Raw genomic sequence first — 24741 nt, forward strand, 5'->3', positions numbered from 1 at the left:
ATAAGATTGCCGCACAGCATAGCGCAAAATCGTATGAAATGTCAGTGATTAGATCGGGATTTTATCTTCAAGGCGGTAGAGAAGCCGCCACCTTGAAAATAAACAAAAGTGAATGGATATGGATTAGTAGTTAGAGTTTGCTGCAGGAGGGGCAGGCGGTGGTGGTGCATCACCTTTTGGAGCTGAACTAGATGCTGCTGGTGCTACAGTGGTTGTATTGACAGGTGGAGGGTTATTTACTTGTTTTGCATCACCTTGCTCTGGTTGAGTTTGTACAGGAGGGCGTTGGATATTGCTGCCATAAGTCGAAACTTTATCCAAGCGTTTAGCACCTTTGGGTGGTGGCGTTGCGGTGTAGTGCGTCGATCCATTTGCATCCACCCATTTGTAATACTGCTGTGCATAATTATGGCTAGAACCCAATAATAATGCTGTTGTCGTGGCTGTGTATAAGATTGTTTTTAAATAAGATGATTTCATATTTGATCTCCCCAAGAGAATTTTGTCTATATTCGATCAAAGTGCATAAATGTGCTGTCTACAATGCCGAGTTTTACTAAAAAAGAAAATAGTTTTTTGATAAAAGGGTGGATTGCTATGATTAGAACGGTTTGCTTAAAAAAACGACAGCTAAAAAATATTCGTTAAAATCTCTTTCTTTATCCTTGACATTGTTTATGAAAGCAACAAAAATGCTTGCTTTAGTTTTATATGCGTTTATTTGATCACCCTTCGAATAAATGTCATGGCTTGCAATGGACATTCTTTCTAGCCGAGAGAATGCTGTTTTGAAATATGTTTATCCCAGCATATTTCGATTCGAGATGTCATCAAGTTTATACGGCTGATGAGTCTCAGAAAATTTTTCCTATTGCAGCAAAAACGAGTAGAATACGCACACTTATAAGAAGTGCAAAAGTTAATGAATGAACACAATTTATGTCTCCCATAAATTGTGCAAACACTAGGGTGAATCACGTTGGAACTTTTATCTGGTGGTGAAATGCTCGTTCGTGCGCTTGCGGACGAAGGCGTAGAGCATGTTTTTGGGTATCCAGGCGGCGCTGTATTACATATTTATGATGCGCTATTTCAACAAGACAAAATTAACCATTACCTCGTTCGTCATGAGCAAGCTGCTGGTCACATGGCAGATGCATACTCACGCGTAACTGGCAAAACTGGTGTAGTTCTTGTAACTTCTGGTCCCGGTGCAACAAACACAGTGACTCCAATTGCAACTGCTTACATGGACTCAATCCCAATGGTGATTTTGTCTGGTCAGGTTGCGAGCCATTTAATTGGCGAAGATGCATTCCAAGAAACTGATATGGTGGGTATTTCTCGCCCAATCGTAAAACACAGTTTCCAAGTGCGTCATGCCAGCGAAATTCCTGCAATTATTAAGAAAGCATTCTATATCGCTTCATCTGGTCGTCCAGGCCCTGTTGTTGTTGATATTCCTAAAGATGCAACAAACCCTGCAGAAAAATTTGCCTACGAATATCCTGAAAAAGTGAAAATGCGCTCATATCAGCCACCTTCACGTGGACATTCAGGTCAAATCCGTAAAGCGATTGATGAGCTTATCACTGCGAAACGCCCAATTATTTATACGGGTGGTGGTGTTGTTCAAGGCAATGCTTCAGAGCTATTAACAGAACTTGCTCACCTTTTAGGTTATCCAGTAACAAATACCTTAATGGGCTTAGGTGGTTTCCCGGGTAATGATCCACAATTCGTGGGCATGTTAGGGATGCACGGGACATATGAAGCGAACATGACGATGCATAATGCAGACGTTATTTTAGCGATTGGCGCGCGTTTCGATGACCGTGTGACCAACAACCCTGCAAAATTCTGTCTCAATGCAAAAGTCATTCATATTGATGTAGACCCTGCAACTATTTCTAAAACGATCATGGCGCACATTCCAATTGTAGGAGCTGTAGAGCCTGTTCTTCAGGAAATGTTGGCACAACTCAAACAAATGAATGTGTCTAAGCCAAATCCTGAAGCGATTGCTGAATGGTGGTCTCAAATCAATGAGTGGCGTAAAGTTCACGGTTTGAAATATCAAACACCTACTGATGGTTCAATGAAGCCGCAGCAAGTTGTTGAAGCATTATGCAAAGTGACCAATGGTGATGCGATTATCACGTCTGACGTGGGTCAACACCAAATGTTTGGTGCTTTGTACTATACCTACAAGCGTCCTCGTCAATGGATCAACTCAGGTGGTCTAGGGACTATGGGTGTTGGTTTACCGTACGCGATGGCAGCCAAACTTGCTTGCCCAGATCAACAAGTGGTTTGTATTACAGGTGAAGCATCGATTCAGATGTGTATCCAAGAGCTTTCGACATGTAAGCAATACGGCATGAATGTCAAAATTCTTTGCTTAAATAACCAAGCTTTAGGCATGGTAAAACAATGGCAAGACATGAACTATGAAGGACGTCATTCAAGTTCATATGTTGACTCATTACCTGACTTTGCAAAATTGATGGAAGCATATGGTCACGTCGGCATTCAGATTAATCATGCAGATGAGTTGGAATCTAAATTAGCTGAAGCGATGGCAATTAATGATAAATGTGTATTCATTAATGTCATGGTAGACCGTACTGAACACGTATATCCAATGTTGGTTGCGGGTCAGTCAATGAAGGATATGTGGTTAGGTAAAGGGGAGCGTACGTAATGAGACATATTATTTCTGTACTCGTTGAGAACGAAGCAGGTGCGCTTTCTCGTTTAGTTGGTTTATTTAGTCAACGTGGCTATAACATTGAAACACTCAATGTTGCACCGACTGAAGATGAGACATTATCTCGTTTGACGCTGACAACCTATGGCGATGATCACAAAATCGAGCAAATTACCAAACAGTTGAACAAGCTTGTTGAAGTGGTAAAAGTGGTTGATTTATCTGAAGGTGCGCACATTGAGCGTGAGCTCATGTTAATTAAAGTGAAAGCTTTAGGTGCTGCCCGTGCGGAAATCAAGCGTACAGCTGATATTTTCCGTGCACAAATCGTAGATGTTACACCGACTACATATACGATTCAGATTGCAGGGACTACCGATAAGATCGATGGCTTTATTGATGCGCTTGCAGAGAACACAATTCTTGAAGTTGTACGTTCTGGTGTATCGGGTATCGCGCGCGGTGAAAAGGTTTTAACAATTTAATAGGCTGTCCCCAATTCTTCATAGTGAAATGCAAGAATTGGGAGTTTACAAAAGATCTGTCCTTGTACAACAAGGGAAATGACAAAAATTTTAGCGGAGAAAACAGATGCAAATTTTTTACGATAAAGACTGTGACTTATCTATCATCCAAGGTAAGAAAGTTGCGATCATTGGTTATGGTTCACAAGGTCATGCTCACGCACTTAACTTGAAAGACTCTGGCGTAGACGTAACTGTTGGTTTACGTGCTGGTTCAACGTCTTGGAAAAAAGCTGAAAACTCTGGTCTTAAAGTATCTGAAGTTCCAGCTGCTGTTGCTCAAGCTGACTTAGTGATGATCTTGACTCCAGATGAGTTCCAAGCTCAGCTTTATCGTGACGTAATTGAGCCAAACATCAAAGAAGGTGCAACGTTAGCATTTGCTCACGGTTTCTCTGTTCTTTATAACCAAGTAGTTCCACGTAAGGACTTAGACGTAATTATGGTTGCGCCTAAAGCACCAGGTCACACTGTACGTTCAGAATTCCAACGTGGTTCAGGTGTTCCTGACTTAATCGCAATTCACCAAGATGCTTCTGGTAATGCACGTAACGTTGCGCTTTCTTACGCATCAGGCGTAGGTGGTGGTCGTACTGGTATCATCGAAACTTCTTTCCGTGAAGAAACTGAAACTGACTTATTCGGTGAGCAAGCAGTTCTTTGTGGTGGTGCTGTTGAATTGGTTAAAATGGGCTTCGAAACTTTGGTTGAAGCTGGTTATGCACCAGAAATGGCTTATTTCGAATGTCTACATGAGCTTAAACTCATCGTTGACTTGATGTTCGAAGGTGGTATTGCTGACATGAACTATTCAGTATCTAACAATGCTGAATATGGTGAATACGTAACTGGTGTTGAAGTAATCAACGAACAGTCTCGTGAAGCTATGCGTAATGCATTGAAACGTATCCAATCTGGTGAATATGCGAAGATGTTCATTCAAGAAGGTGCGTTGAACTACCCATCAATGACTGCTCGCCGCCGTCAAAATGCTGCTCACGGTATCGAAGTTACAGGTAATAAATTACGTGCGATGATGCCTTGGATTCAAGCAAACAAAATCGTTGATAAAGAAAAGAACTAATTTCTCGAATCAATTGATTTGAATGTTAAGACCCACTCTATTTGAGTGGGTCTTTTGTATTTATTGTTACGTACCTCAAAAAATGAAAGCAGTGCTTTCATCTTTGTTCCTTGCGTAGGGCGAAAGCGATGCTTTCTTATTCCCTACTCAGGATTCAAGCAAACAAAATCGTAGATAAAGAGAAAAACTAAGTTTTTCATTTATCCCAAAAAGCCTCGTTGAATACGGGGCTTTTTTATTTTGATAACAGAGTTATAACAATTTTGATTAAAAAAAAGCCTAATATAGAAATGTTAAATGGCGAATCAAAGCGATTTAAACGTGACAAAAACAACAAGATTGCTGCATTCTTCGATATTGCAGTTCAATTTAAAATCAACAAGAAAATACAAAGTTTAATTTTAAAAATATCTAGCTAAAATAATTAAGTCTTTTGGTCAAAAAGTTGTAATAAAAAAACAATACTTTTCATTGGTTTGAAATGATTATATGTTTTTATTCTATTGATTTATAAAGTGAAAAAGACTTGACCTTATGCTAGATGATGTTATTGTTAAGGAAAGTTTATGAATACACAATTTGTATCTTTTTTGAGTGTGAAGGATCGTTCTGATTTTGAGCAATTCGCTCAACAAATAAAAAAAAGTACTGAATAATCATGGAAGTCCTTTATGGTACACGTTGATTACGATAGCACATTGGTCATCGTTTCCATTCTGGTTGCAGTAGCAACTTGTTATGCTGCAGTTTCAATGGAAGAACTCGTTTTCAAAGCAGCTTATAAAAAGTTTGAAAAAAGCATATTGGTGACGAGCGGCTTAATCTTAGGATTAGCAATATGGGCAATGCACTTTGTGGGAATGCTGGCTAGCCACTTGCCAGAAGGCTATAATTTTGACGTTAGTTTAACCATACTTTCTTATCTCGTTGGGGCTATTGCTTCTGTCTTTGCTGTTTGGTTAACAACCCGTCCAACATTACCGATGCCGCGTTTAATTCTTGGCGCAGTTTTTATGGGGCTGGGAATTTCGGGGATGCACTACACAGGGATGCTTGCGCTATCTGTTGAACATCACCAAATGCGTTACGATCCTTTACTGGTGATCTGTTCGGTTTTGATCGCGATTTGTGGTTCTGGGCTTAGCTTTTTATTCGTTTTTAAATATAAAACAGCCGTAAAGTATCGAACTGGACTGAAAGCGATTGTTGCAGTGCTCATGGCATTGAGCATCGTCGGTATGCATTATACGGGAATGGCCGCAACCTCTTTTGATGAGAGTATCGCAAAAGTTCTCAGTGCAGCTCAGACAGAACAAAGCGTATTACTGTTCACCATTATCTTTATTACGAGTTTGGTTTTTGTTGCCGGATTTGCGGTGGCTGTGCTTGAAGCTCGCTTAGAACAGCGTAATTTACAACTTACAAGAATCAATAGAGAGCTTGCAGCTCAATCTTTACATGATTCATTAACCAAATTACCCAATCGTTTATTTTTAACTGATTATGCAGAAGTCATCTTTAGCCATCATCGTTTAAGTGAGCAAAAGGCCGCTTTCTTATATATTGATTTAGATCGTTTTAAATCTGTGAATGATGCTTTCGGACATCATATTGGTGATCAGCTCCTGATCAAAATGGCAAATCGCTTACATGATAAGTTAACACCCTCTCAGAAGTTATTTCGCATTGGTGGTGATGAGTTTGTTCTGATTTCTGAAAACACAGATATGAATGAAGCGATGCAACTCGCCGAAGAAATTCTTCATTTCATTCAAGAAACCTATCTTATTGCAAATAAAGAAATCAATATTTCAGCTAGCCTTGGAATTGCGATGTATCCTGAACATGGAACCAATGTTCAAGATTTGTTGATCAATGCTGATGTTGCCATGCTGGCATCCAAAGAGCAGGGCAGAAACACGTATACGATTTTCCATTCGATGAGTGATCAGCAAGACGTTCGCAGTCAGTCTAAATTGATTAATGATTTATATAAAGCCGTTGAGGAACAGCAATTTGTTCTTTTCTATCAACCTAAGTTCACTGCAAATTATGAAATTTGTGGCGTTGAAGCTTTAATTCGTTGGAAACATCCAAGTTTAGGGTTGCTTACTCCGCAAATGTTTATTGAGGGGGCGGAGAAAACGGGACTTATTATTCCAATGGGGTATTGGGCACTAGAACAAGCCTGCCAGCAAATCCAAAAATGGGAGCAGAGTAATAGTCCCTTTTATCCAATCGCGGTGAATTTATCAGCCTTACAGTTCGAAAATAAAAAACTATTTTGTGTACTCGAAAAATTATTAGAAAAATATCAAATTCAGCCTGAACATCTTATCCTTGAAATTACCGAATCTACAGCAATGCATCATATTGATTCGAGCATTCGAACCTTAGAGCGATTACGTAAGTTAGGGATTAAGATCGCGATTGATGATTTCGGTACAGGTTATTCAAGCTTCTTATATTTAAAAGATTTACCAATTGATGAACTTAAAATTGATAGAGGTTTCTTGACTGATTTACAGCCAAACTCTAAAGAAGAGGCAATCCTTGAAAGTATTATTCACCTTGCTGCAAAGTTGGGTCTCGTTGTGACGGCTGAGGGCGTAGAAACGCAACAGCAAGCAGATATATTGACAAGTTTGGGCTGTAATCAATTACAAGGCTATCTACTCGGTATTCCTGTCAATGTGGAAAGTTTAGTATTGAATCAACATCATCATTTTGCTTAATCAAGTAATTATCTCAAAATAAAAAGGTTGCTGAGATGATGAATCACCAGCAACCTTTTTATTTTAGCTTTTTGATTAGTCTGAGCGTTTAGCTAACCATTCCGACACGACAGGCCAAACAGTTTGAGGTGCTTGGCTACCTGAAACTAAGCCCATGTGACCGCCCGGAACGATTTTAAATTCTTTGTCCTCACTACTGATCAAGCTCATTAAAGGTCTTACGGCTTCAGTTGTGACGATGATGTCGGTATCGCCACCGATTGCGAGTACAGAGCAATCAATATCTTTGAAATAAGCGGTTTGCTCTCCGAACTTGACCACACCCGTTGAGAGTTCATTATCAATCCAGAATCTTAGAATGATGTCACGCATCACACCACCGGGGTAAGCCAGCATATTGTCTACAAATGAACTTGATGTCGCATGGTTAATGACAAATTGGCGATCGTTGAGGTTTTTCAATAAAACCCAATAGTTTTTAAAGTTACCGATCGGATCCGTAAGTTTAAAACCAAGAGTATTCTGCCAGCCATGAATATGGAAAAAACGGCTAGGGACTTGGCGAATCCTAAAATTGGTATTTGTCCGAACCCATTGTGCAGGTGTATTCAGGCGTTGATATAACTTACCGATGTATCCTGATTTATGCGTATTGATTGGAGAGGCGAGGATCATCAAGTTTTTAATATTTTTATCTTTAAACAATGATGTATAGCATAGTGAAATTGCGCCACCTAAGCTCCAACCATATAAAGATAGTTGTTGCTGACCGCTGTGTTCACGAATCTGCTGAAGAAAATCAGGCATGAAGATTTTGATGTAGGTCCCAAAGTTATATTTGGCTTGGCGTAGACTTGGTGTTCCCCAGTCAATCATATAAACATCAAAGCCCTGAGCGAGAAAAAAACGGATTAGACTGCGATCTGGAAATAAATCAAAGACCAAAGTATTTGCTGCAAGAGGCGGAATAATGACAAGTGGAACGCGATATTTGGAGCTGCTGTTTTCATTTCCTGTTTTGTAGTGACGCAAGCTAATAATTTCACGTTGGTAAATCACGTCATACGGTGTTTGCCCTGAAAGCGCCAGTTGGTGACCGCGCAAGACACGGTCAGTTGCATTTGAGAGAATATGGCGTGTTTGCTGACCAGCACGACTATTTAAGATTTTTTTAGCAGTAAGTGAGTTAAGCAAAGCTTGTTTAACTTTTGGCAATTGAGTCATCGAACAAAAACTCTGAGGTTGCTATGTTAGTAGCGGCATATTAGAAGAAAAAAGGCATAAGCTCAGTGACTCAGATGCTTAACTTCTTTTCCAAAATGATCAATTATCGCGATTTTGAGTTTTTCTTTCGGTTTTCAGAATACTTTGTTGAATGTGTGCATGGCATAAGAAACTTCTAAAAATAGAATATATGATATTGCATACATATGGATATTCGAATATAAGTATATAAAAATTTATCTAGTAAGATCATCATGTCAAATACAGAATCTATCAAAATTTACCATAACCCTGCCTGTGGTACATCACGTAATACGTTGGGGCTGATTCGTAATACAGGTGTAGAGCCGACAGTTATTGAGTATCTGCAAACGCTACCGTCTAAAGCAGAGCTTATTCAAATGATTCAAGATGCTGATTTGTCTGTGCGAGCTGCTATTCGTTGCAATGTTGATCCTTATCGTGATTTGAATTTAGCGCAAGAAGACTGGTCAGATGAGCAACTGATTGATTTTATGTTGCAGTATCCAATTTTGATCAATCGCCCATTTGTCGTGACTTCAGTTGGAACACGGTTATGCCGACCATCTGAAATCGTATTGGATATTTTGCCGATTGCTCAACAAGGGGCATTCACCAAAGAAGATGGTGAGCAAGTGGTTGATGAAAATGGACAGCGTATTCAATAAAAAATGTATTAAAAAATAAGAGGCTTGATATGGATCAGGTGAGTTTTTTTAAATGTTTGGCTGACGAAACACGTCTCAGTATTGTCACCTTAGTGACTGAAAATAAAGAACTGTGCGTTTGTGATTTAACTGAAAAGCTGCAACTTAGCCAACCGAAGATTTCGCGTCATCTCGCTCTATTGCGTTCTTCTGGATTGTTGCAAGATCGTCGTCAAGGGCAGTGGGTTTACTACAGTCTTTCGACTCAATTACCTGCATGGTGTTATGAGATATTAAATGTCCTCGTACAGCATTCACCAAATCATTTAGCCACTTTGCCAGCATGTTCGACGCAAAGCTATTGTGAGTAATACATTATGAAATTTCTGTTTTTATGTACAGGCAACAGTTGCCGTAGCATTTTATCTGAAGTGTTATTCAATAGCCGAGCACCAGAAGGTTGGAAGGCATATAGTGCGGGTAGTAAACCTTCTGGGCAAGTCCATCCGTTAACGATTGAGACATTAGTAAGTTTAGGTCTTTCTACTGATGACTTGTGGAGCAAAACGATAGATGATTGTGAGCAATATCAGCCTGATGTGGTGATTACTGTTTGTGATTCAGCTGCACAAGAAGCCTGCCCTTTATATGTAGGTGAAGCAATTAAAGCACATTGGGGATTGGCTGATCCTTCACATCTCGATGTTCCTAAAGATGAAAAGCTAAAAGCGTTCCGCGTGACGGTTGATCATATTAATCGTCGTTTAGATGCACTGTTTGACTTAAATACTGCTGCCATGACGCGAGCAGAATTGATCAATGCAATCAATCAAATTTCTCACATCGAATAAGTGGACACAGATATGGCTAAATCAGGTTTATCCTTTTTAGATCGAAACCTTACTCTGTGGATTTTTATCGCGATGGGTTTAGGTGTAGCAATTGGCGTATTTTTTCCTCAGGCATCTATTGCACTTGATCAGATGAGTTATGACTCGGTCAATCTTCCAATTGCGATTGGACTGATTTTAATGATGTATCCACCGCTGGCGAAAGTTGACTATGCGACGTTGCCAGAAGTTTTTAAAGATAAAAAAACACTGACTTTATCTTTAGTACAAAACTGGATTATTGCACCTGTATTGATGTTCATATTGGCCATCGTATTTCTACACAATTATCCAGAATATATGACAGGGTTAATCTTAATCGGGTTAGCGCGTTGTATTGCGATGGTATTGGTATGGAATGGCTTAGCATGTGGTGATAATCAATATGTGGCGGCTCTTGTTGCATTCAATAGTATTTTCCAAATTCTGTTTTTTAGTACCTATGCTTGGTTATTCCTGACTTTTTTACCGCCATACTTCGGTATTGCTGGGCAAGTTATTCAAGTTGATTTCTGGACTATTACCCATGCGGTGTTGGTGTATTTAGGTATTCCATTTTTCCTTGGATTTATCACACGGTTTGTGTTGATAAGTGCAAAAGGAGCGGAATGGTATCAAACTCAATTCTTACCGAAAATTAGCCCATTAAGCTTAGCAGCATTACTTTTTACTATCGTTGCTATGTTTAGTCTTAAAGGTGCTGATGTAGTAAGCCTGCCGATGGATGTGCTACGTATTGCGATTCCATTGACGATTTACTTTGTGGTGATGTTCTTTATTAGCTTTTTTATGAGTAAGTCGATGGGAAATAATTATCCACGGACAACGGCAATTTCTTTTACCGCAGCAGGGAATAATTTTGAGTTGGCACTTGCTGTTGCGATTGCAACATTTGGCTTGGCTTCGCCTGTGGCATTCACAACAGTCATAGGTCCTTTGGTTGAAGTACCTGTGCTGATTGCATTAGTTTCCGTTTCGCTTTGGTTAAAAAAGAAGTATTTTGCACATGAACACAATTGATTCTAATCTGCCAAATTTGGATGTAGCGCTTTTAGTAAAACCTGCATTTAAACAAATTCAGGCGGTAGAGCTTGAGCATCCACCTCGTATTTTATTGCTTTATGGTTCTAATCGAGAGCGGTCATACAGTCGTTTGGCCGTGTTGGAAGCTGGTCGTATCTTGCAATATCTAGGTGCTGAAGTGAAAATCTTTCATCCAAAAGGATTGCCATTGCCTGAAGATGCAGATTTAGAACATCCTAAAGTCAAAGAGTTACATGAATTATTGGCATGGTCTGAAGGCATGGTGTGGTGTTCGCCAGAACGTCATGGTTCGATGAGTTCAATTTTTAAGTCACAAATCGATTGGATTCCTTTGGCTGGCGGTGCAATTCGTGCAACGCAAGGAAAGACCTTGGCACTTATGCAGGTGAGTGGTGGTTCGCAGTCGTTTAATAGCGTGAATCAAATGCGTATTTTAGGACGTTGGATGCGGATGATTACCATCCCAAATCAGTCGTCAATTCCAAAAGCATTTTTAGAGTTTGAGGAGGATGGACGAATGAAACCATCTTCTTATTACGATCGAATCGTTGATGTGATGGAAGAGCTGTATAAATTTACTTTGTTGACGCGTGGGCAAAGCCAGTATTTTACTGATCGCTATTCGGAGCGCAAAGAATCCGCCGAGGAACTGTCCAAGCGTGTCAATCAGCGTAGTTTGTAAATATCACTGTGAATGGTTCAATGATGATTATTGAGCCATTTTTAAAAAAGCGGAAATCTTAAGTTAGGATTTCCGCTTTTATTTTGTATTTCTCAGCGTTAGAGTTTTTCTCTGACCCAGCCATAAGCTGCTGCAAATGGCAGTGCAGTTCTCGCCAAATACGGCACATGCCACAAGCCGCCGTGATTAGCATTTTCCATGATCAGTTCGAGTGGATGGTCGAGTGGTCTTTCTGGATTTGCGGCACTTTCAGGATTATTTAAATCATGTATCCACAATGCAGCCATGATTGCATTGGTTGTTTCAGGACTAAATGTTTCCACATTAAATAAATCAGCGCCTGAAAAAGCAGCCTTCAGAATAGGATTCTTCGTGACGGAATGGGTTGTCGTTGATGGTGCGATATTAATCACCGCCTTTTGACCACGGGCACGCGCAGTAATTGCAAACCATTGTTGTAATCTTTTCGCAAGGGCATAGTTCGGTCCTTGCTCGATCACCATACAATCTGATATCCCGTATTGTTGTCCATTATTAGAGGCAATTAATTGTTCTGAATTGGCTTTAAAGAAGTTGGTGAGAGAAATTTTGTGAATAGATTTGGTCAGGACTTTCTCAAGCAAAGGGCGTTGTTTAACTTTTTGCTCAATTGATTGCACCACCGATTTTGGAATCGCATAGATATCGGTTGGGGTCAGCATAAACATGATGCTGCTATCTGGTTTTTGCTGGCTTACCTGTTCCATGATACTAATCATGGCGATAGATACACGAACATGCTTTTCACCATCTAAATAGGCAATACCCGCGAGGTCTAGTGTTTCACTAAATGTATTTAGCCAGTTGGCAACTTCTGGGGTTTGGGTGAGCAAATTTGCCCCTAGCGTTTGTCCGCCATCGGCAGTTTGGGTTTGTGGTGCAATTAAGGTTGCATTGCCTTGCTTCACCACATTGGTGATTTTTTCCCAAATCGCAGTTTGTGGTAGATCAATTGCGATGATATTCGCACGCCATTTTGCTAGCCAACTTAAAGGACCTGCTTCTGAACCCGCACCAAACAGCACCATTGTCCGTTTAGATAAATCAAACCATTCAGGATGTTGTTGCAATACACGTAAAGCCTGAGCATGGCTTGGTTCGATAACTTGTTGCTTTTCCCATAAATCAATTTGTTTTAATAGTTCAGCACCTTGTAATTTTTTCCCATGATAAGGAATGTACCAAGGTTCTACTTCGGGATTGCCAGTACCTTGTAAGATAAAGTTTTCAAAAGGCTGTTCTTTGATATTTTGCATTGCATGATTTAATGCATCGCTGTTGCCATCACGATTGAAGCTAAATAATGCTTTGGCTGTATCCAGTCCATGTTGTGCAATTCGAGTCGGATTCTGAACAGACTGAATTCCTGCTTCAACCAATTCCTGAAAATAGACAGGATAGTTTTTGCGCCAGTTTTTTTCTGCAATCAGTTTTGATACATAAGGTGAATCTACACTTCGTAGTGCTGAGGTCAGAATTTGTTTAGCAGTGTGAGTTGTACTTGGTGTTTTCTTTCCTGATGGAATTGGAAACTGTATACCATGATGATCAGATTGTGTTTTCTTGCTCAATTCATTACTCCACTGCATTTTCTATTCGTCATGTTCTACATCTTAGTAATTTGCAGGGAGAAAGGAGATGGCAAAAAGTTTATTAATCTCGCTAAACTGATATTTAATTGAAACTAGATATAAATTCCCTTTGTGTAAAAGTTAAATGCCTAATCAATCGTATTAGGCATTTAACAAATGGCATTGGATTAGTTTGCTGTATCTAAGCTTGAGCTTGATACTCATTAATTACTTCAAGTGCTGCTCGGAAGGCTTCTTGAGTTGCTGGCGCGCCACAATAAGGCAAGCTATGTAACAGTACCTCCTGAATTTCCTCAACACTCGCACCGTTGTTTAATGCGCCACGAATATGACCTTTCAACTCAGTTGGGCTTTTCAACGCCGTTAAAAATGCAATGGTGATGAGAGAGCGATATTTACGTGGTAATACACCTTCACGTTGCCATGTAGAACCCCAAGCATGTTCATTGATCCAGTCTTGTAAGGGCTGGGTAAACGGAACAGTATTGTCTTGTGCACGTTTTACGAATGTCTCGCCCATAACTTCGGTACGTACTCTCAATCCATTTTCATAATCTTGTTGTGACATCATTTTTCTCGTATAGGTTAAAGGGAAGTCGTTTATAAACTGTGCTTTATAGTATCAAATGATTGTATTCGCGAAAGAGGTGGATCTGACTGAGGTGTTTGATTCGAGATCATCTTCGTTTTAGACAAGGTTCAATCCAGATTTAAGTGATCTAACGTCAATAGATTATCTAGCTCGAATGATATCGAGTACGGTCTGTCATTTAGATTGGAATTAATGAATAAGGCATCATAGTTCAGTGTGCCTAATTTGTGCCGTAAGCGTTGTTTTGTTTCATTTGATGTCGTAAAAATCTCTAATACAATGATTAAGTTTTCGGGATCAATCGTAAATTTGATAGAAGCATTTCCACTTGTTGCTTGTTTTAAAACATCTTCTTCAATAAGCAAATTCAATTTATTTCTTAATTCGACTAAGTATTTGCTTTCTTCTACATTCGGTTCAAAAATTGCTGCTTTATTGATGAGCTCCTCATATTTTTGATCATTTATTTTGTCAGTTAAAATTTCAACTTTATACAAATGATTAACTTGATCAGTGTTTGGATCTTCATTTTCCAAAAGGCCCTCGAGTCGAGCAATTGAATGCTCATCAATGGGTCTTATATTTTTACGGTATTCATCAGCAATGATCTTTGCATCCTTGACTGCTTTTTCAGCTCGATATCGTGCTTCAGCGAGGGGATCATTGTCTAATTGTTTGGTTAATTCCTTCGTGTCAGAATCCATCAAGTCCGATGGATTTTCATTGAGTGTGTGATCAACTGTATTGTCTTTTGGTTCAGCGTTGGTTTGATTTATCTTGTCTGTACGACTAGCAGAAACGATATTTTCTTTATGACTTTGAGATGCTTGAGGGAGTGAGATTAAAACCACTTTCATTTCTTTGGGAGTTTCTATTTTTATATAAAGTGCTGATTTTAATATGAATGAGAGTAATAAGGCATGAACCAGTACGCTAAAGAGAAACGAACGCTGTGAAATGTTGATTTGTTTTTGAATCCACATGATGTTCTCCTCCTTAGCATTTATTGCACCGATCAGAATAAATAGCGTAAGGTCATTCTGAGGTTTCTTCCCTCAGTTGGGTGAATATGCTTGTCATAAATACCCTCACGGTCGCTCGTATTTGGTGAGCATGCTGAATCACTGAGATCTTGGCGAGTACATGATGCATAGTAATATTCGATATCATTGGTTTTTTGGTCAAATACATTGAATAGTTCGAGTTGTGCTAGGAAGTTTTTATTAAACTGATAGCTGCCCTGCAAGTTGACCAAGGTTGATGAATTTGAACGAACTGAATTATCTTCAATCAGAGGGCGTGAGCCAAAGTAACGTAGGCGACCGCCAAAATTAAATTGATCATTTAGTTTATAAGTAAATCCAGCGGCTATCGTTTTTTCTATCGCACCAGGGATGTGATCTCCTTCAGCGCTTTTATTTTTAAACCTTGCTTTTGACCAAGCGACATCTAGATCGATTATCCAAGCATCTGTTGGTTGATAGAATTGTGAAATCTCAATACCTTGTCGTTTACTCGGTCGACTGGCTTCTGTTGTACCTGCATCGCCGATAAAAACCAGCTCTGAATCGGAATCAAGTTGCCATAAAGCGATGGTTGATGTGAGTTCGGGTATAATTTTTGCTCTTAATCCTAACTCTGAGTTGATTGTTCTTACTAATGGTGAAACGGGAAGAGTAGGGCTTAAATAGTTACTATCTCGAGGGTCAATGTTTAAGCGAGTTGTTGTTCCTCTTGCATCATTGCTATGAAAGCCATAGGCATAATTAATGTAATACTCAATATTATCCCATGGTCCTAAGATGATACTCATTTTAGGACTGAAAATATGATCAGTTTTATGACCACTATTTTCTTTATTATCAGAATTTACATCGAAAGAGTAAAAGTCGCCCCGAACGCCTAAAATCGTTTTTAACCAAGGTTGCCATGTCGTTTGATTTTGTCCCCATAAGCCAATAGACCATTGGCGAACATCATCATTTCTGATGGTATTGAAACGCTGCCGATTTTCTGTTTGGTAAAGACCTAGGTTATTAATATAATCATATCTTATAGATGCTCCAAACGAGTTCAAAAGTTCTTTATTTGATAACTCACTCAATAAGCCTTTTTGAAATTTAAGTCCAAGCATGGTTCGCTCTTCTGCCTGTTCAAACTGATCACCACGGATAGGATCATTTAGAAAATAACTAAAATCAGAAAACAGATTTAACTTGTTGTATATGGCATAAGAGGAAAGTGTAGAGTACTTGGTTTTTTCATAATTTTTAGCATTATACCAAAGCGCAGTACGAGAAGATTTACCCCCATCACTGTGATTTAAGCTATCAAAACGATTAAGTTCACCATTTTGAATAAGCCGTTCTGGAATTTGATCAGTCGCATCCCATCGTGCTTGATAATGTTGGAAACCGATTGATTGATTTTTATTATGATCACCCGTGAAATATTTTAAGAATACATTTTGTTTTGAGAGATTTTCAGGATTGATCCATGGTCCGTCACTGTTGATATTTTCAACTGCACCAATTAATTCCCCATCACTAAGAACTAAGTTTCCAACGGCTAAAAATCTAAGTAAATTGTGATTACCTATAGTTATTTGTGCATAAGGGTTATCTAGAGAATGGATACTCGAAATTTTTGCTGTGCCTGCTGATGCAAAATCACCATCATCAATCGAGACCGCTCCTTTGTGATATTGAATGGATTCAATCAGTTCTGGAATTAGAAAGTTTAAGTCTGTGTAACCTTGACCATGTGCATGACTCACCATATTAATTGGTTGCTCATCAAACGATGTAGCAAAGTCAGTTCCATGATCTAAGTTAAATCCCCTTAAAAAGTATTGATTTGCCTTACCGCTACCACTGTGCTGAGTCACAATAACCCCAGGAATCGTCTCAAGAACCTCTGCTGGGCGTGATAAAGGTCGAGTTTCAATTTGTTCTTTGGATATTGTTCCTTGAGATGAAGTAAATGCCACGCCAAAGGAACTATCAGCATTTGATGAGGCTGTTATTTTAATAGTTGGAAGTGTTGATGTCAGTTCACCGCCAGCATGCGTTATTTGGCTCAAATAGAAATGACTACTACTGATCAACAAACAAAACAAAATTCTTTTTTTCATTTTTATTCCATATATTTTATAAATTGTCTTTATTTCTAGAACATAAAAATACGATAAGTTTATGCTTTCAGTTATTTATCGAATTTAGACTCATAGTTGCTTTAACATCTGTTTTAATTTTTGAATATAGGTGGGATTTTGATAGCCTGTTGCATCGCTCCAATTTAATAATTTTTCAGTGCTTGCACGATTGTTGCTGGCGAGAGCAAGGGCCGCATAGACTTCAAAATCATCATTTTCTTTTTGCATATTCCAGTTTTTTGCCGCGATATCTAAGCCTTCATCATATTTTTTGGAGATCCATAGATATTGAGCTTGTTCTCTGAGATGAATGTGATCTTTATGGTCGAGCAAGCTTTGAACGCGTTGTGTCAGTTCATGGAGATCATTTTTTGCAAGTGGATCATTCAGTTTTTGTTTGCTTAGGATGATTCGATACAATGCACCATCGTGATAACGATAAGGCGTGAGAATTTTGATTGCGGTTGGATATTCTTGTTGAGCAATATACCAATTAGATTTGGCGAGTGTATTGGGTAAATTATCTACAGTAAGTAGTTGAAGCGATTGGCTAGCGAGAGTTTGATCATTAAACCGAGTGGCGACTTCAAGCATGATATTGCCTAACCACTGTTGGTCATTTTTATTCAGTCGTTGCGCTAACTGAAGAAGCTCATCGATTCTCGGGTGGATGTCAGTAATATTCTTTGTCATGGCGTCGACTTGTAGCTGACAACCAACTTGATAAAGTTTTACATCTTGTTGATTTAATTGATTACATAATTTTAGAGATTGATTAAATTGCCCTTGTAATCTGTAGATGTTTGCAAGCTGTAAAATAGCATCGTAATTTTTAGGATCTTTTTCAAGAATTGTATTTAATATGGTTTCTGCACGACTAAACTCATGGTTTGCCTGTGCAAGCCGAGTTTGCAGCAATTGATTTTCAATGTCTGAAGGGTTGTGACTTGATTTCATAAGCACTTCAGCTTGCTCTAAAAAAGCGCCATCACCTTTTGAATATGCTTTTTCTAGCAGCACATTAACAATCTGATTTCTAAGTTCATCGTTGTGATTATTTTTCAATAAGACAGAATAATTTGAATCTTCTGATGTGTCCGATGCGTGTTCATGGTGATGCTTTGGATGAGCTAAAGCCGTGCTCAAGTAAAATATCGCAATCGAGGAAATGGTTAGCTGGCGAATTAACATTTATAACTCCCATAAAGACCCTTAGCAAAAGATTGCCAAGGGCCTTCATCTTAAAATTTCACTGAAACAGGCTCTGCTTTGTTATCTATAGGAGATTCTGAAATCTCAGCAAGACTTTTAGGTTCAGCCTGTTCAAAGTTTCTTTGAGGTTGATTGGTCAATGACAACGTCTCTTTTAGTACGGGGTCATTTTTAGATTGGTTGTTATTATTCGGCTTGGAATTATTATCATCACCGCCACATCCACTTAATCCGATACCAACCATGAACAACAAAATAAATTTTCTCATGGTGACTACTCCTCATTATTTACTAACTGTATTGAATGGAGAGCCAGCGACTGGAGTATTTAAGTAGGGGAATGTTGCGCCAAACTGTTGAGGTGATTGTAATGCGCCATCTGTAAAGCCAATGCCTCCGGCTTTAGCATCAGTTGCTTTACAGCCAACCGCAGTATTTACCCCATCAACTGTGCAAAGTAATCCCATTGCAACTCTCAGTTCGATATCCACGACATCATCGCCAGGTCGACGACCATTTGGGAATCCAGCCGCATCACCACCAATAACACCCAATCGATTTTGCTGATCTTTTGTTGCAGCACCAATCGCTGTATTCAGACGTAGCATCTCAGATGCTTTGACATTCTTCGGTTGGTTTAAGCCAGGAATGCCGAGCAGGAATGCATTAACTAAATCTGTTCTTGGGAAATTTGTTGGCGCAACAACAGCACCACCTGTTGCATCTTTAAATAGAACTTCTATGAGGGTTGGTAGAGTAGGGTTGGTTACATAGTCTGCAAATTGGCCATCATTTACAGGCTTACTCGCATTGAATTTATCTTTATCTTTAAGACCAATCACGACTTCATTGACCAAAGGCATACCTAAACGTGAAACTTGTGTCCAAGCGCCACCAACTTTGCTTGCACTGGTGAGATTGCTTTCAGGATTTGGGTTCAACAAGGTGGCTTGAGGCAGACTTGCCGTGGTCCAAGCTCCGATGACTGTGTCGTTAGATGCGACTAAACAAGATTGAGGGACTTCCAAAGCAATTGTTGTGACATTTTTATTAGCAATGGTATTCAATCCTTGATCTTCTGCATTTACTCCCGAAGGCGCGAGTTGAGTCGCAGGAATTTTAATATTTACCAGATCAAAGACCTCACCTAAGTTAACGGCAAAAGGATCTTGGCGTTGACCGACAAAAACTTTACCAGAGCCACAACTTCCAAAGTTAATGTTTTGAACAAAGCTGTTGGCATAGCTTTGATAGTTTGGAATTGATTTTGCACCAACGTTATCGAATGGTTTTTTGAAAGAGCCGAGAACGCTTCGATCTCCTTTGCGGCGATCACCTTTGATCATTGTAACGGTGTATGTTTCAGCGGTATTTTGTGCTGAACTACTATCATTGGTAATTTTGCCAATATTTGATAATGGAACGGAGATATTTTTACCACCAACAGGGACTTGTAAGTCTTTTAACTCCTGATCAAATTTGAATTGAAATGTGATGTCCTCTTGCGCATCACCATTATTATCGATATGTATCTCATACAAGGCTTTTGGATCTAATGAAAAGTAATTAGGCCCTCCGTAAGCATCTTGTAGGGGTTGATAGTTGGCGAGTATGGTCACGAAATTACTACGGTTAGGTTCGTAACTTTTGAACATATAGAAATCGGTTGCATCGACTTTTGGCATTTTAGTGATTGATGGTGCTTCACGATGACTGGAAGCAGACGCGGCTACACTAAAACTACTCAGCATAATTGCTAGAAGTAGACGAGAGTCCATTTTGTATCTCCTTGATATTTTTAAATCTTTGTAGTTTCATTTTTGTTTTTAGCCTTATAGTTTTCTTGAGTTGCTTGATCAAAATAAGACTCTGATTATTTATACGGCTTAAAGAGTGAAGTTTTTGTGATCGACTTCAAAGAATTGATTTTGAGCATGGTCATATTGAATTGCTTTAAAAGCTTAAAAATATTTATGTGCCCTAAAAGCGTTGCGTAACAATTACATCTGATTGAACGCTAATTTGTCTTCGCACATGTCTTACTTTGTGGATAAATCAAGACATATCAACAATCACAAACCTATCTCAGAAATCTGCTACAATTGCGCCAATTTCAAATTCTTTCGCATGCCATTTTTCTTTGTCTCGATTTGCAAAGATACGTGGGTGCACAAAATTGTAGATTTTCTCATGAGTTTTAAAGACGAATTAGCGGCACAGGTTGCCCAACGACGCACTTTTGCCATCATTTCCCACCCCGATGCGGGTAAAACCACAATGACAGAAAAACTGTTGTTATGGGGTAAGGCGATTCAGGTTGCGGGTATGGTTAAAAGCCGTAAATCTGATCGTTCTGCGACATCCGACTGGATGGAAATGGAAAAAGAACGTGGTATCTCGATTACGACATCGGTGATGCAGTTCCCTTATAAAAAGCACACCATCAACTTACTCGATACCCCAGGACATGAAGACTTTTCGGAAGATACTTACCGTACTTTAACTGCTGTTGACTCTGCATTGATGGTGATCGACGGTGCAAAAGGTGTCGAAGAACGAACTATTAAACTGATGGAAGTGTGTCGTATGCGCGATACACCGATCATTTCATTCGTTAACAAAATGGACCGTGAGATTCGCGAGCCTTTAGAGTTGCTTGATGAAATTGAAAATGTCTTAAAAATTCGTTGTGTTCCAATCACATGGCCACTGGGCATGGGACGTGATTTTGCAGGGGTTTATAATATCCTTGAAAATAAACTTTACGTCTATAAAGCTGGTTTTGGCTCGACGATCACAGATATTGAAATCCGTGATGGTTATGACCATGCTGACATTCGTGAAAAAGTAGGTGAGTTGGCTTGGGCTTCATTTGAAGAATCTCTTGAGCTAGTACAAATGGCAAATGAGCCATTAGATCGCGAGCTATTCTTACAAGGTAAGCAAACACCTGTATTGTTCGGTACTGCTTTGGGTAACTTCGCAGTTGATCATGTGCTTGATGCGTTTATTGATTGGGCACCTGAACCAAAAGCACATCCAACACAAGAACGTACTGTAGAAGCCACGGAAGAGAAATTTTCAGGCTTTGTGTTTAAGATTCAAGCCAATATGGATCCTAAGCATCGTGACCGTATTGCCTTTATGCGTATTTGTTCAGGCAAATATGAAAAAGGTCTGAAAATGAATCATGTACGTATTGGTAAAGATGTACGTATTTCGGATGCTTTAACATTCTTGGCAGGTGAGCGTGAACATCTAGAGGAAGCTTGGGCTGGGGATATCATTGGTTTGCACAACCACGGTACGATTCAAATTGGTGATACATTTACCAGCGGTGAAGACTTACATTTCACAGGTATTCCACATTTTGCGCCTGAAATGTTCCGTCGTGTACGCTTAAAAGATCCTTTGAAATCGAAGCAATTGCAAAAAGGTTTGAAAGAGTTATCTGAAGAAGGTGCAACTCAGGTATTTATGCCTCAAATCAGTAATGATCTGATCGTTGGTGCAGTGGGTGTGTTACAGTTTGATGTGGTTGCCTACCGTCTAAAAGAAGAATATAAAGTAGATTGTATTTATGAGCCTGTAAGTGTACATACGGTACGCTGGATTCATTGTGATGATGAAAAAATCTTGAATGAATTCAAGAAAAAAGCTCATGATCAATTATCAGTAGATGGTGGCGGTCACTTAACCTATCTCGCGCCGAGCCGTGTAAACTTGCAATTAATGCAAGAACGTTGGCCAGATATTGAGTTCCGCAATACGCGAGAACACTAAGAATAATCGAAAACAGCTTCTAATTTAGAGGCTGTTTTTCATTGAGCAGTCTAAAAATAAAGGATGATGACATGAAGAATTTAAAACCATTGCTAAGTCTGAGCTTAATGGTTGCCATACTCGGTTTAACAGCATGTGATCATCAGAAGAAAAATGAGATGGATACTTCATCAGCTGAACAGCAGGCTGAGCCAAGTGAGAAAGCAGAAGTCTTACCGTATTTGAATATTAAAGAAGCCAAAGCAGATTATGCGCTGCCTTTTTGTGAAAAGAAAAACTGTATTGATATCGATATTCAGACCATTAAAACACAAGATAAATGGTTGGATAGTTGGATTGCGAAAAACCAGTCCATGGTCATTCAACAGCAAATTGACCAAAATCTGAATCTAAGCCTACAGCAAGCAATTAATGCCTATGTGAAAAAGTCAGATGAATGGAAAGATAAATATTCTCAAAATAAGGCCTATGAATTGCATGTAAGCACCCGTATGGCTTCACAACGCAATCAATATGTGTTGCTCCAAATCGGCGTAAACTCTAAGCAAGAAGATATTGCAGTGAAAGATCGCTATTATTTCTTTGTTGCGGATCGTAAGCAGCAAAAGAGTATTAGTGTGTTGGATGTGATTCAGAAAAATAAGCAGTTGGTATTGAATGATATTGTTCAAGCGCATTATCAAAAATGGGTGGAGAAACAGTCATTAGAGGTGAAAAAACAAGTTCCGAAAAAGCTATATTGGGGGCAAGCAGATTGGTTCTTTGATGGTGAGGGGATTGGTTTACATTATCGTGCCAATGAAATTAGCAAAGATGCGCCGCAGCTTGATATTTACCTGACAACTGAACAAACTAAACAGATGCTGCAACCAGAAATTTATCAGCAAATGTTTTAATATTCGTTAGATACGTATAGAAATTGCATGCGCTTATGGTGATTTTGAGTTGAGTTCGATAGCATTTCAAAATCTTGTGGAAAAACAACGGTAATGGGTTTCAGATGAAAACATTGTATAAATTTAGCGTTCTTGCGTGTGCAGTTCTGCTCGCTGCCTGCCAACCGAAATCTGATCCTAAAGAGACACAGGATAAACAGCAAGAGCCAGTTGTTGAACAACAGCAAGTTGAGCCGACTTTGCGTGGTGAAACCGTAAAAGTACAAGTCACTTTACCTGAGTGCAGTGGTAATGCGTGTCCTGATTTTACAGTTGAACGCTTACAGAGTAATTTCTCGTTTATTGATCAACTGATTGATCAGCAAGTTTTAAATCAACTCAGTCATATGTTAGAAGTTGTTGATGCGGCGGATAAAGCATCATCGACTGTACAAAGTACAGAGCAAAAGCCGAATCTTGATGCGCAAACACAGATGTATGCCAATGCATTTATTAAAATTGATGAAGAACTCAAAGCACTGAGCAGCAGTCATCAAATTAGTTTAATGATCAAGCCAAAAATTTTACAGTCAAAAGGGTCATTGGCGACTGTTGTACTCAACAGCAGTAGCTATTTAGGCGGCGCACATGGTTCGACAGCTCAACACTACTATAATTTTGATTTGAAGAATCAAAAACAGATTCAGCTAAACGATTTATTGTTGCCAAAACAGAAAGCGACTTTGGATAAATTGGCACATGACGCATTTAAAGTTTGGATTGTTGATTCTAAACTTGCCAATGATCCGAAAGAATATGAGGAAGCTTGGCCATTCCAAGTGACAGATAATTTCTTATTAGGCGAGCAGGGGCTTATTTTACAGTATGGCGAATATGAAATTGGCCCTTATGTAGTAGGTTTACCTCGTCTAGTGATTCCTTTTGATCAGTTAAAAGGGGTGTTAAAACCTGAATATTTACCTCAGGTTGAAGTGCCAGCTGCATCGACACCTGCTGCAAGTACAGAAACTTAAGCTTTTAAGTGTGATTTAGCGATCACAAGGGTGAAATGAGACGTAACAATGATGAAACTCTTTGATACCCATACCCATTTTGATGTTGCCGATTTTGATCATGATCGGCAGCAGTTGGCAGTACAAGCCAAACGTGCAGGTGTGGAGTCATTGGTTTTAATTGGTTTCTTGGCGTCTCGTTTTGATGATTTGATCCAAACACATCAACAGCTTCAAGCTTGGGATGCTGTTCCTCAATCTTATCTTGCACCAGGTTTACATCCATTTTATATCGAGCAACATCAGAGTGAGCATTTGCAACGACTTGAGCAAGTCTTGCAGCAGTATGATTGCGTTGCCGTGGGTGAAATTGGCTTAGATACATTCTTGAAGCAACATAAACAGTTGAATGTATTTGCCAAACAGCAAGACTATTTTAATGCTCAACTTGAGTTAGCAACTCAGTATCAGAAACCTGTTTTATTGCATATTCGCAAAGCCCATGCTGAAACGATTGCTATTTTAAAAGCTCAGAAATTTAAGTTGGGTGGCATTGCCCATGCCTTTAGTGGTGGTGTAGAAGAAGCCAAAGCACTGGTAAAACTAGGGTTTAAAATCGGCGTGACGGGACAAATCACTAATCCAAATGCCAAGAAATTACATCAAGTTGTTCAAGCGATTGGTCATGAAAACTTGGTCATTGAAACCGATTGTCCCGATATGACGCCGTTATGCTGTCAAACCTCAACAGAAGAAAAAACACGCAATACACCAGTTAATTTACCCTATGTATTGGAAGCACTCGCGCAAACACTCGATCATCCGATTGACGCGTTGGCTGAACAATTATGGCAAAATTCATTAAGCGCGTTGAAATTAGATTTTTAAGATAATAAGAAAATAATCGCGATAAAAATAAG

General features: G+C 39.2%; 22 protein-coding genes. 13 read left to right on the forward strand and 9 right to left on the reverse strand.

The window, feature by feature from the left end:
- Positions 1 to 123: 123 nt before the first annotated feature.
- Complete coding sequence (locus ACT4_RS02055; RefSeq protein WP_004881665.1) at positions 124 to 480, reverse strand: DUF4124 domain-containing protein; 357 nt, start codon at positions 478 to 480, stop codon at positions 124 to 126.
- Between the two features lie 499 nt (positions 481 to 979).
- Between ACT4_RS02055 and ACT4_RS02060 the strand changes: the two genes are divergently transcribed.
- From ACT4_RS02060 to ACT4_RS02075, 4 genes are all read left to right on the forward strand, one after another.
- Positions 980 to 2704 carry an acetolactate synthase 3 large subunit gene (locus tag ACT4_RS02060; protein WP_004881668.1) on the forward strand — a complete coding sequence of 575 codons (1725 nt, stop codon included), beginning with the start codon at positions 980 to 982 and terminating at the stop codon, positions 2702 to 2704.
- On the forward strand, positions 2704 to 3195 hold the full coding sequence (gene ilvN, locus ACT4_RS02065) for an acetolactate synthase small subunit (RefSeq protein ID WP_004637892.1): 492 nt from the start codon (positions 2704 to 2706) through the stop codon (positions 3193 to 3195). The genes ACT4_RS02060 and ilvN overlap by 1 nt, the downstream gene beginning before the upstream one ends.
- 106 nt (positions 3196 to 3301) lie before the next feature.
- Positions 3302 to 4318 carry a ketol-acid reductoisomerase gene (gene ilvC, locus ACT4_RS02070; RefSeq protein WP_004881670.1) on the forward strand — a complete coding sequence of 339 codons (1017 nt, stop codon included), beginning with the start codon at positions 3302 to 3304 and terminating at the stop codon, positions 4316 to 4318.
- A 671-nt stretch (positions 4319 to 4989) separates the two neighbouring features.
- Positions 4990 to 7053, forward strand: a complete 2064-nt coding sequence (locus ACT4_RS02075; RefSeq protein WP_007479402.1) for a bifunctional diguanylate cyclase/phosphodiesterase — start codon at positions 4990 to 4992, stop codon at positions 7051 to 7053.
- Between the two features lie 75 nt (positions 7054 to 7128).
- Here the strand turns inward: ACT4_RS02075 and ACT4_RS02080 are convergent, their stop codons facing one another.
- On the reverse strand, positions 7129 to 8277 hold the full coding sequence (locus tag ACT4_RS02080; RefSeq protein ID WP_007479403.1) for an alpha/beta fold hydrolase: 1149 nt from the start codon (positions 8275 to 8277) through the stop codon (positions 7129 to 7131).
- A gap of 254 nt (positions 8278 to 8531) precedes the next feature.
- Here ACT4_RS02080 and arsC point away from each other — a divergent pair, with 254 nt between their 5' ends.
- From arsC to arsH, 5 genes are read left to right on the forward strand one after another with little or no spacing between them, the layout of a single operon-like run.
- On the forward strand, positions 8532 to 8966 hold the full coding sequence (gene arsC, locus ACT4_RS02085) for an arsenate reductase (glutaredoxin) (RefSeq protein WP_007479405.1): 435 nt from the start codon (positions 8532 to 8534) through the stop codon (positions 8964 to 8966).
- A gap of 29 nt (positions 8967 to 8995) precedes the next feature.
- Positions 8996 to 9316: a metalloregulator ArsR/SmtB family transcription factor gene (locus ACT4_RS02090; RefSeq protein ID WP_004881679.1), complete on the forward strand. Its 321-nt coding sequence runs from the start codon at positions 8996 to 8998 to the stop codon at positions 9314 to 9316.
- A 6-nt stretch (positions 9317 to 9322) separates the two neighbouring features.
- Entirely contained in the window at positions 9323 to 9796 is a 474-nt protein-coding gene (locus ACT4_RS02095; RefSeq protein WP_007479407.1) for an arsenate reductase ArsC, read from the forward strand.
- Between the two features lie 12 nt (positions 9797 to 9808).
- Positions 9809 to 10855 carry an ACR3 family arsenite efflux transporter gene (gene arsB / locus ACT4_RS02100; RefSeq protein WP_007479409.1) on the forward strand — a complete coding sequence of 349 codons (1047 nt, stop codon included), beginning with the start codon at positions 9809 to 9811 and terminating at the stop codon, positions 10853 to 10855.
- Positions 10842 to 11561, forward strand: coding sequence for an arsenical resistance protein ArsH (gene arsH / locus ACT4_RS02105; protein ID WP_007479411.1), 720 nt, complete (start codon positions 10842 to 10844; stop codon positions 11559 to 11561). The genes arsB and arsH overlap by 14 nt, the downstream gene beginning before the upstream one ends.
- Positions 11562 to 11659: 98 nt before the next feature.
- Here the strand turns inward: arsH and ACT4_RS02110 are convergent, their stop codons facing one another.
- The 7 genes from ACT4_RS02110 to ACT4_RS02140 all read right to left on the reverse strand — a co-directional run bounded on the left by ACT4_RS02110 (position 11660) and on the right by ACT4_RS02140 (position 19928).
- Positions 11660 to 13189: a hypothetical protein gene (locus ACT4_RS02110; RefSeq protein WP_007479413.1), complete on the reverse strand. Its 1530-nt coding sequence runs from the start codon at positions 13187 to 13189 to the stop codon at positions 11660 to 11662.
- A 184-nt stretch (positions 13190 to 13373) separates the two neighbouring features.
- Positions 13374 to 13760, reverse strand: coding sequence for a carboxymuconolactone decarboxylase family protein (locus tag ACT4_RS02115; protein WP_007479415.1), 387 nt, complete (start codon positions 13758 to 13760; stop codon positions 13374 to 13376).
- Positions 13761 to 13891: 131 nt separating this feature from the next.
- Positions 13892 to 14767: a hypothetical protein gene (locus tag ACT4_RS02120; protein WP_007479418.1), complete on the reverse strand. Its 876-nt coding sequence runs from the start codon at positions 14765 to 14767 to the stop codon at positions 13892 to 13894.
- 32 nt (positions 14768 to 14799) lie between these two features.
- Positions 14800 to 16917, reverse strand: coding sequence for a TonB-dependent receptor (locus ACT4_RS02125; protein ID WP_034604477.1), 2118 nt, complete (start codon positions 16915 to 16917; stop codon positions 14800 to 14802).
- A 90-nt stretch (positions 16918 to 17007) separates the two neighbouring features.
- Positions 17008 to 18129, reverse strand: a complete 1122-nt coding sequence (locus ACT4_RS02130) for a lipopolysaccharide assembly protein LapB (RefSeq protein WP_007479421.1) — start codon at positions 18127 to 18129, stop codon at positions 17008 to 17010.
- A gap of 50 nt (positions 18130 to 18179) precedes the next feature.
- Positions 18180 to 18419 (reverse strand): hypothetical protein, encoded by a 240-nt coding sequence (locus tag ACT4_RS02135; RefSeq protein ID WP_007479423.1) that lies wholly within the window; start codon positions 18417 to 18419, stop codon positions 18180 to 18182.
- A 15-nt stretch (positions 18420 to 18434) separates the two neighbouring features.
- Positions 18435 to 19928, reverse strand: coding sequence for a DUF4331 domain-containing protein (locus ACT4_RS02140; protein WP_007479425.1), 1494 nt, complete (start codon positions 19926 to 19928; stop codon positions 18435 to 18437).
- 412 nt (positions 19929 to 20340) lie between these two features.
- Between ACT4_RS02140 and ACT4_RS02145 the strand changes: the two genes are divergently transcribed.
- The 4 genes from ACT4_RS02145 (at position 20341) to ACT4_RS02160 (ending at position 24709) form a co-directional block, all read left to right on the forward strand.
- Positions 20341 to 21933, forward strand: a complete 1593-nt coding sequence (locus ACT4_RS02145) for a peptide chain release factor 3 (protein WP_007479426.1) — start codon at positions 20341 to 20343, stop codon at positions 21931 to 21933.
- 71 nt (positions 21934 to 22004) lie between these two features.
- Positions 22005 to 22829, forward strand: a complete 825-nt coding sequence (locus ACT4_RS02150) for a hypothetical protein (RefSeq protein ID WP_007479428.1) — start codon at positions 22005 to 22007, stop codon at positions 22827 to 22829.
- 104 nt (positions 22830 to 22933) lie between these two features.
- Entirely contained in the window at positions 22934 to 23842 is a 909-nt protein-coding gene (locus tag ACT4_RS02155) for an RsiV family protein (RefSeq protein ID WP_007479430.1), read from the forward strand.
- A gap of 51 nt (positions 23843 to 23893) precedes the next feature.
- Complete coding sequence (locus ACT4_RS02160) at positions 23894 to 24709, forward strand: TatD family hydrolase (RefSeq protein WP_165593493.1); 816 nt, start codon at positions 23894 to 23896, stop codon at positions 24707 to 24709.
- The last annotated feature ends 32 nt before the right edge of the window (positions 24710 to 24741 follow it).

The organism is Acinetobacter sp. NBRC 100985 (assembly GCF_000241225.1).
In the GTDB taxonomy this organism is placed as follows: domain Bacteria; phylum Pseudomonadota; class Gammaproteobacteria; order Pseudomonadales; family Moraxellaceae; genus Acinetobacter; species Acinetobacter venetianus.

Coding starts and splice junctions, on each gene's coding strand:
- ACT4_RS02090 (WP_004881679.1), top strand. CDS start 8,996: ATGGATCAGGTGAGTTTTTTTAAATGTTTGGCTGACGAAACACGTCTC.
- ACT4_RS02110 (WP_007479413.1), bottom strand. CDS start 13,189: ATGCAGTGGAGTAATGAATTGAGCAAGAAAACACAATCTGATCATCAT.
- ACT4_RS02150 (WP_007479428.1), top strand. CDS start 22,005: ATGAAGAATTTAAAACCATTGCTAAGTCTGAGCTTAATGGTTGCCATA.
- ACT4_RS02080 (WP_007479403.1), bottom strand. CDS start 8,277: ATGACTCAATTGCCAAAAGTTAAACAAGCTTTGCTTAACTCACTTACT.
- ACT4_RS02055 (WP_004881665.1), bottom strand. CDS start 480: ATGAAATCATCTTATTTAAAAACAATCTTATACACAGCCACGACAACA.
- ilvN (WP_004637892.1), top strand. CDS start 2,704: ATGAGACATATTATTTCTGTACTCGTTGAGAACGAAGCAGGTGCGCTT.
- ACT4_RS02095 (WP_007479407.1), top strand. CDS start 9,323: ATGAAATTTCTGTTTTTATGTACAGGCAACAGTTGCCGTAGCATTTTA.
- ACT4_RS02135 (WP_007479423.1), bottom strand. CDS start 18,419: ATGAGAAAATTTATTTTGTTGTTCATGGTTGGTATCGGATTAAGTGGA.
- arsH (WP_007479411.1), top strand. CDS start 10,842: ATGAACACAATTGATTCTAATCTGCCAAATTTGGATGTAGCGCTTTTA.
- ACT4_RS02140 (WP_007479425.1), bottom strand. CDS start 19,928: ATGGACTCTCGTCTACTTCTAGCAATTATGCTGAGTAGTTTTAGTGTA.
- arsC (WP_007479405.1), top strand. CDS start 8,532: ATGTCAAATACAGAATCTATCAAAATTTACCATAACCCTGCCTGTGGT.
- ACT4_RS02155 (WP_007479430.1), top strand. CDS start 22,934: ATGAAAACATTGTATAAATTTAGCGTTCTTGCGTGTGCAGTTCTGCTC.
- ilvC (WP_004881670.1), top strand. CDS start 3,302: ATGCAAATTTTTTACGATAAAGACTGTGACTTATCTATCATCCAAGGT.
- ACT4_RS02115 (WP_007479415.1), bottom strand. CDS start 13,760: ATGTCACAACAAGATTATGAAAATGGATTGAGAGTACGTACCGAAGTT.
- ACT4_RS02120 (WP_007479418.1), bottom strand. CDS start 14,767: ATGTGGATTCAAAAACAAATCAACATTTCACAGCGTTCGTTTCTCTTT.
- ACT4_RS02125 (WP_034604477.1), bottom strand. CDS start 16,917: ATGAAAAAAAGAATTTTGTTTTGTTTGTTGATCAGTAGTAGTCATTTC.
- ACT4_RS02160 (WP_165593493.1), top strand. CDS start 23,894: ATGAAACTCTTTGATACCCATACCCATTTTGATGTTGCCGATTTTGAT.
- ACT4_RS02075 (WP_007479402.1), top strand. CDS start 4,990: ATGGTACACGTTGATTACGATAGCACATTGGTCATCGTTTCCATTCTG.
- arsB (WP_007479409.1), top strand. CDS start 9,809: ATGGCTAAATCAGGTTTATCCTTTTTAGATCGAAACCTTACTCTGTGG.
- ACT4_RS02130 (WP_007479421.1), bottom strand. CDS start 18,129: ATGTTAATTCGCCAGCTAACCATTTCCTCGATTGCGATATTTTACTTG.
- ACT4_RS02145 (WP_007479426.1), top strand. CDS start 20,341: ATGAGTTTTAAAGACGAATTAGCGGCACAGGTTGCCCAACGACGCACT.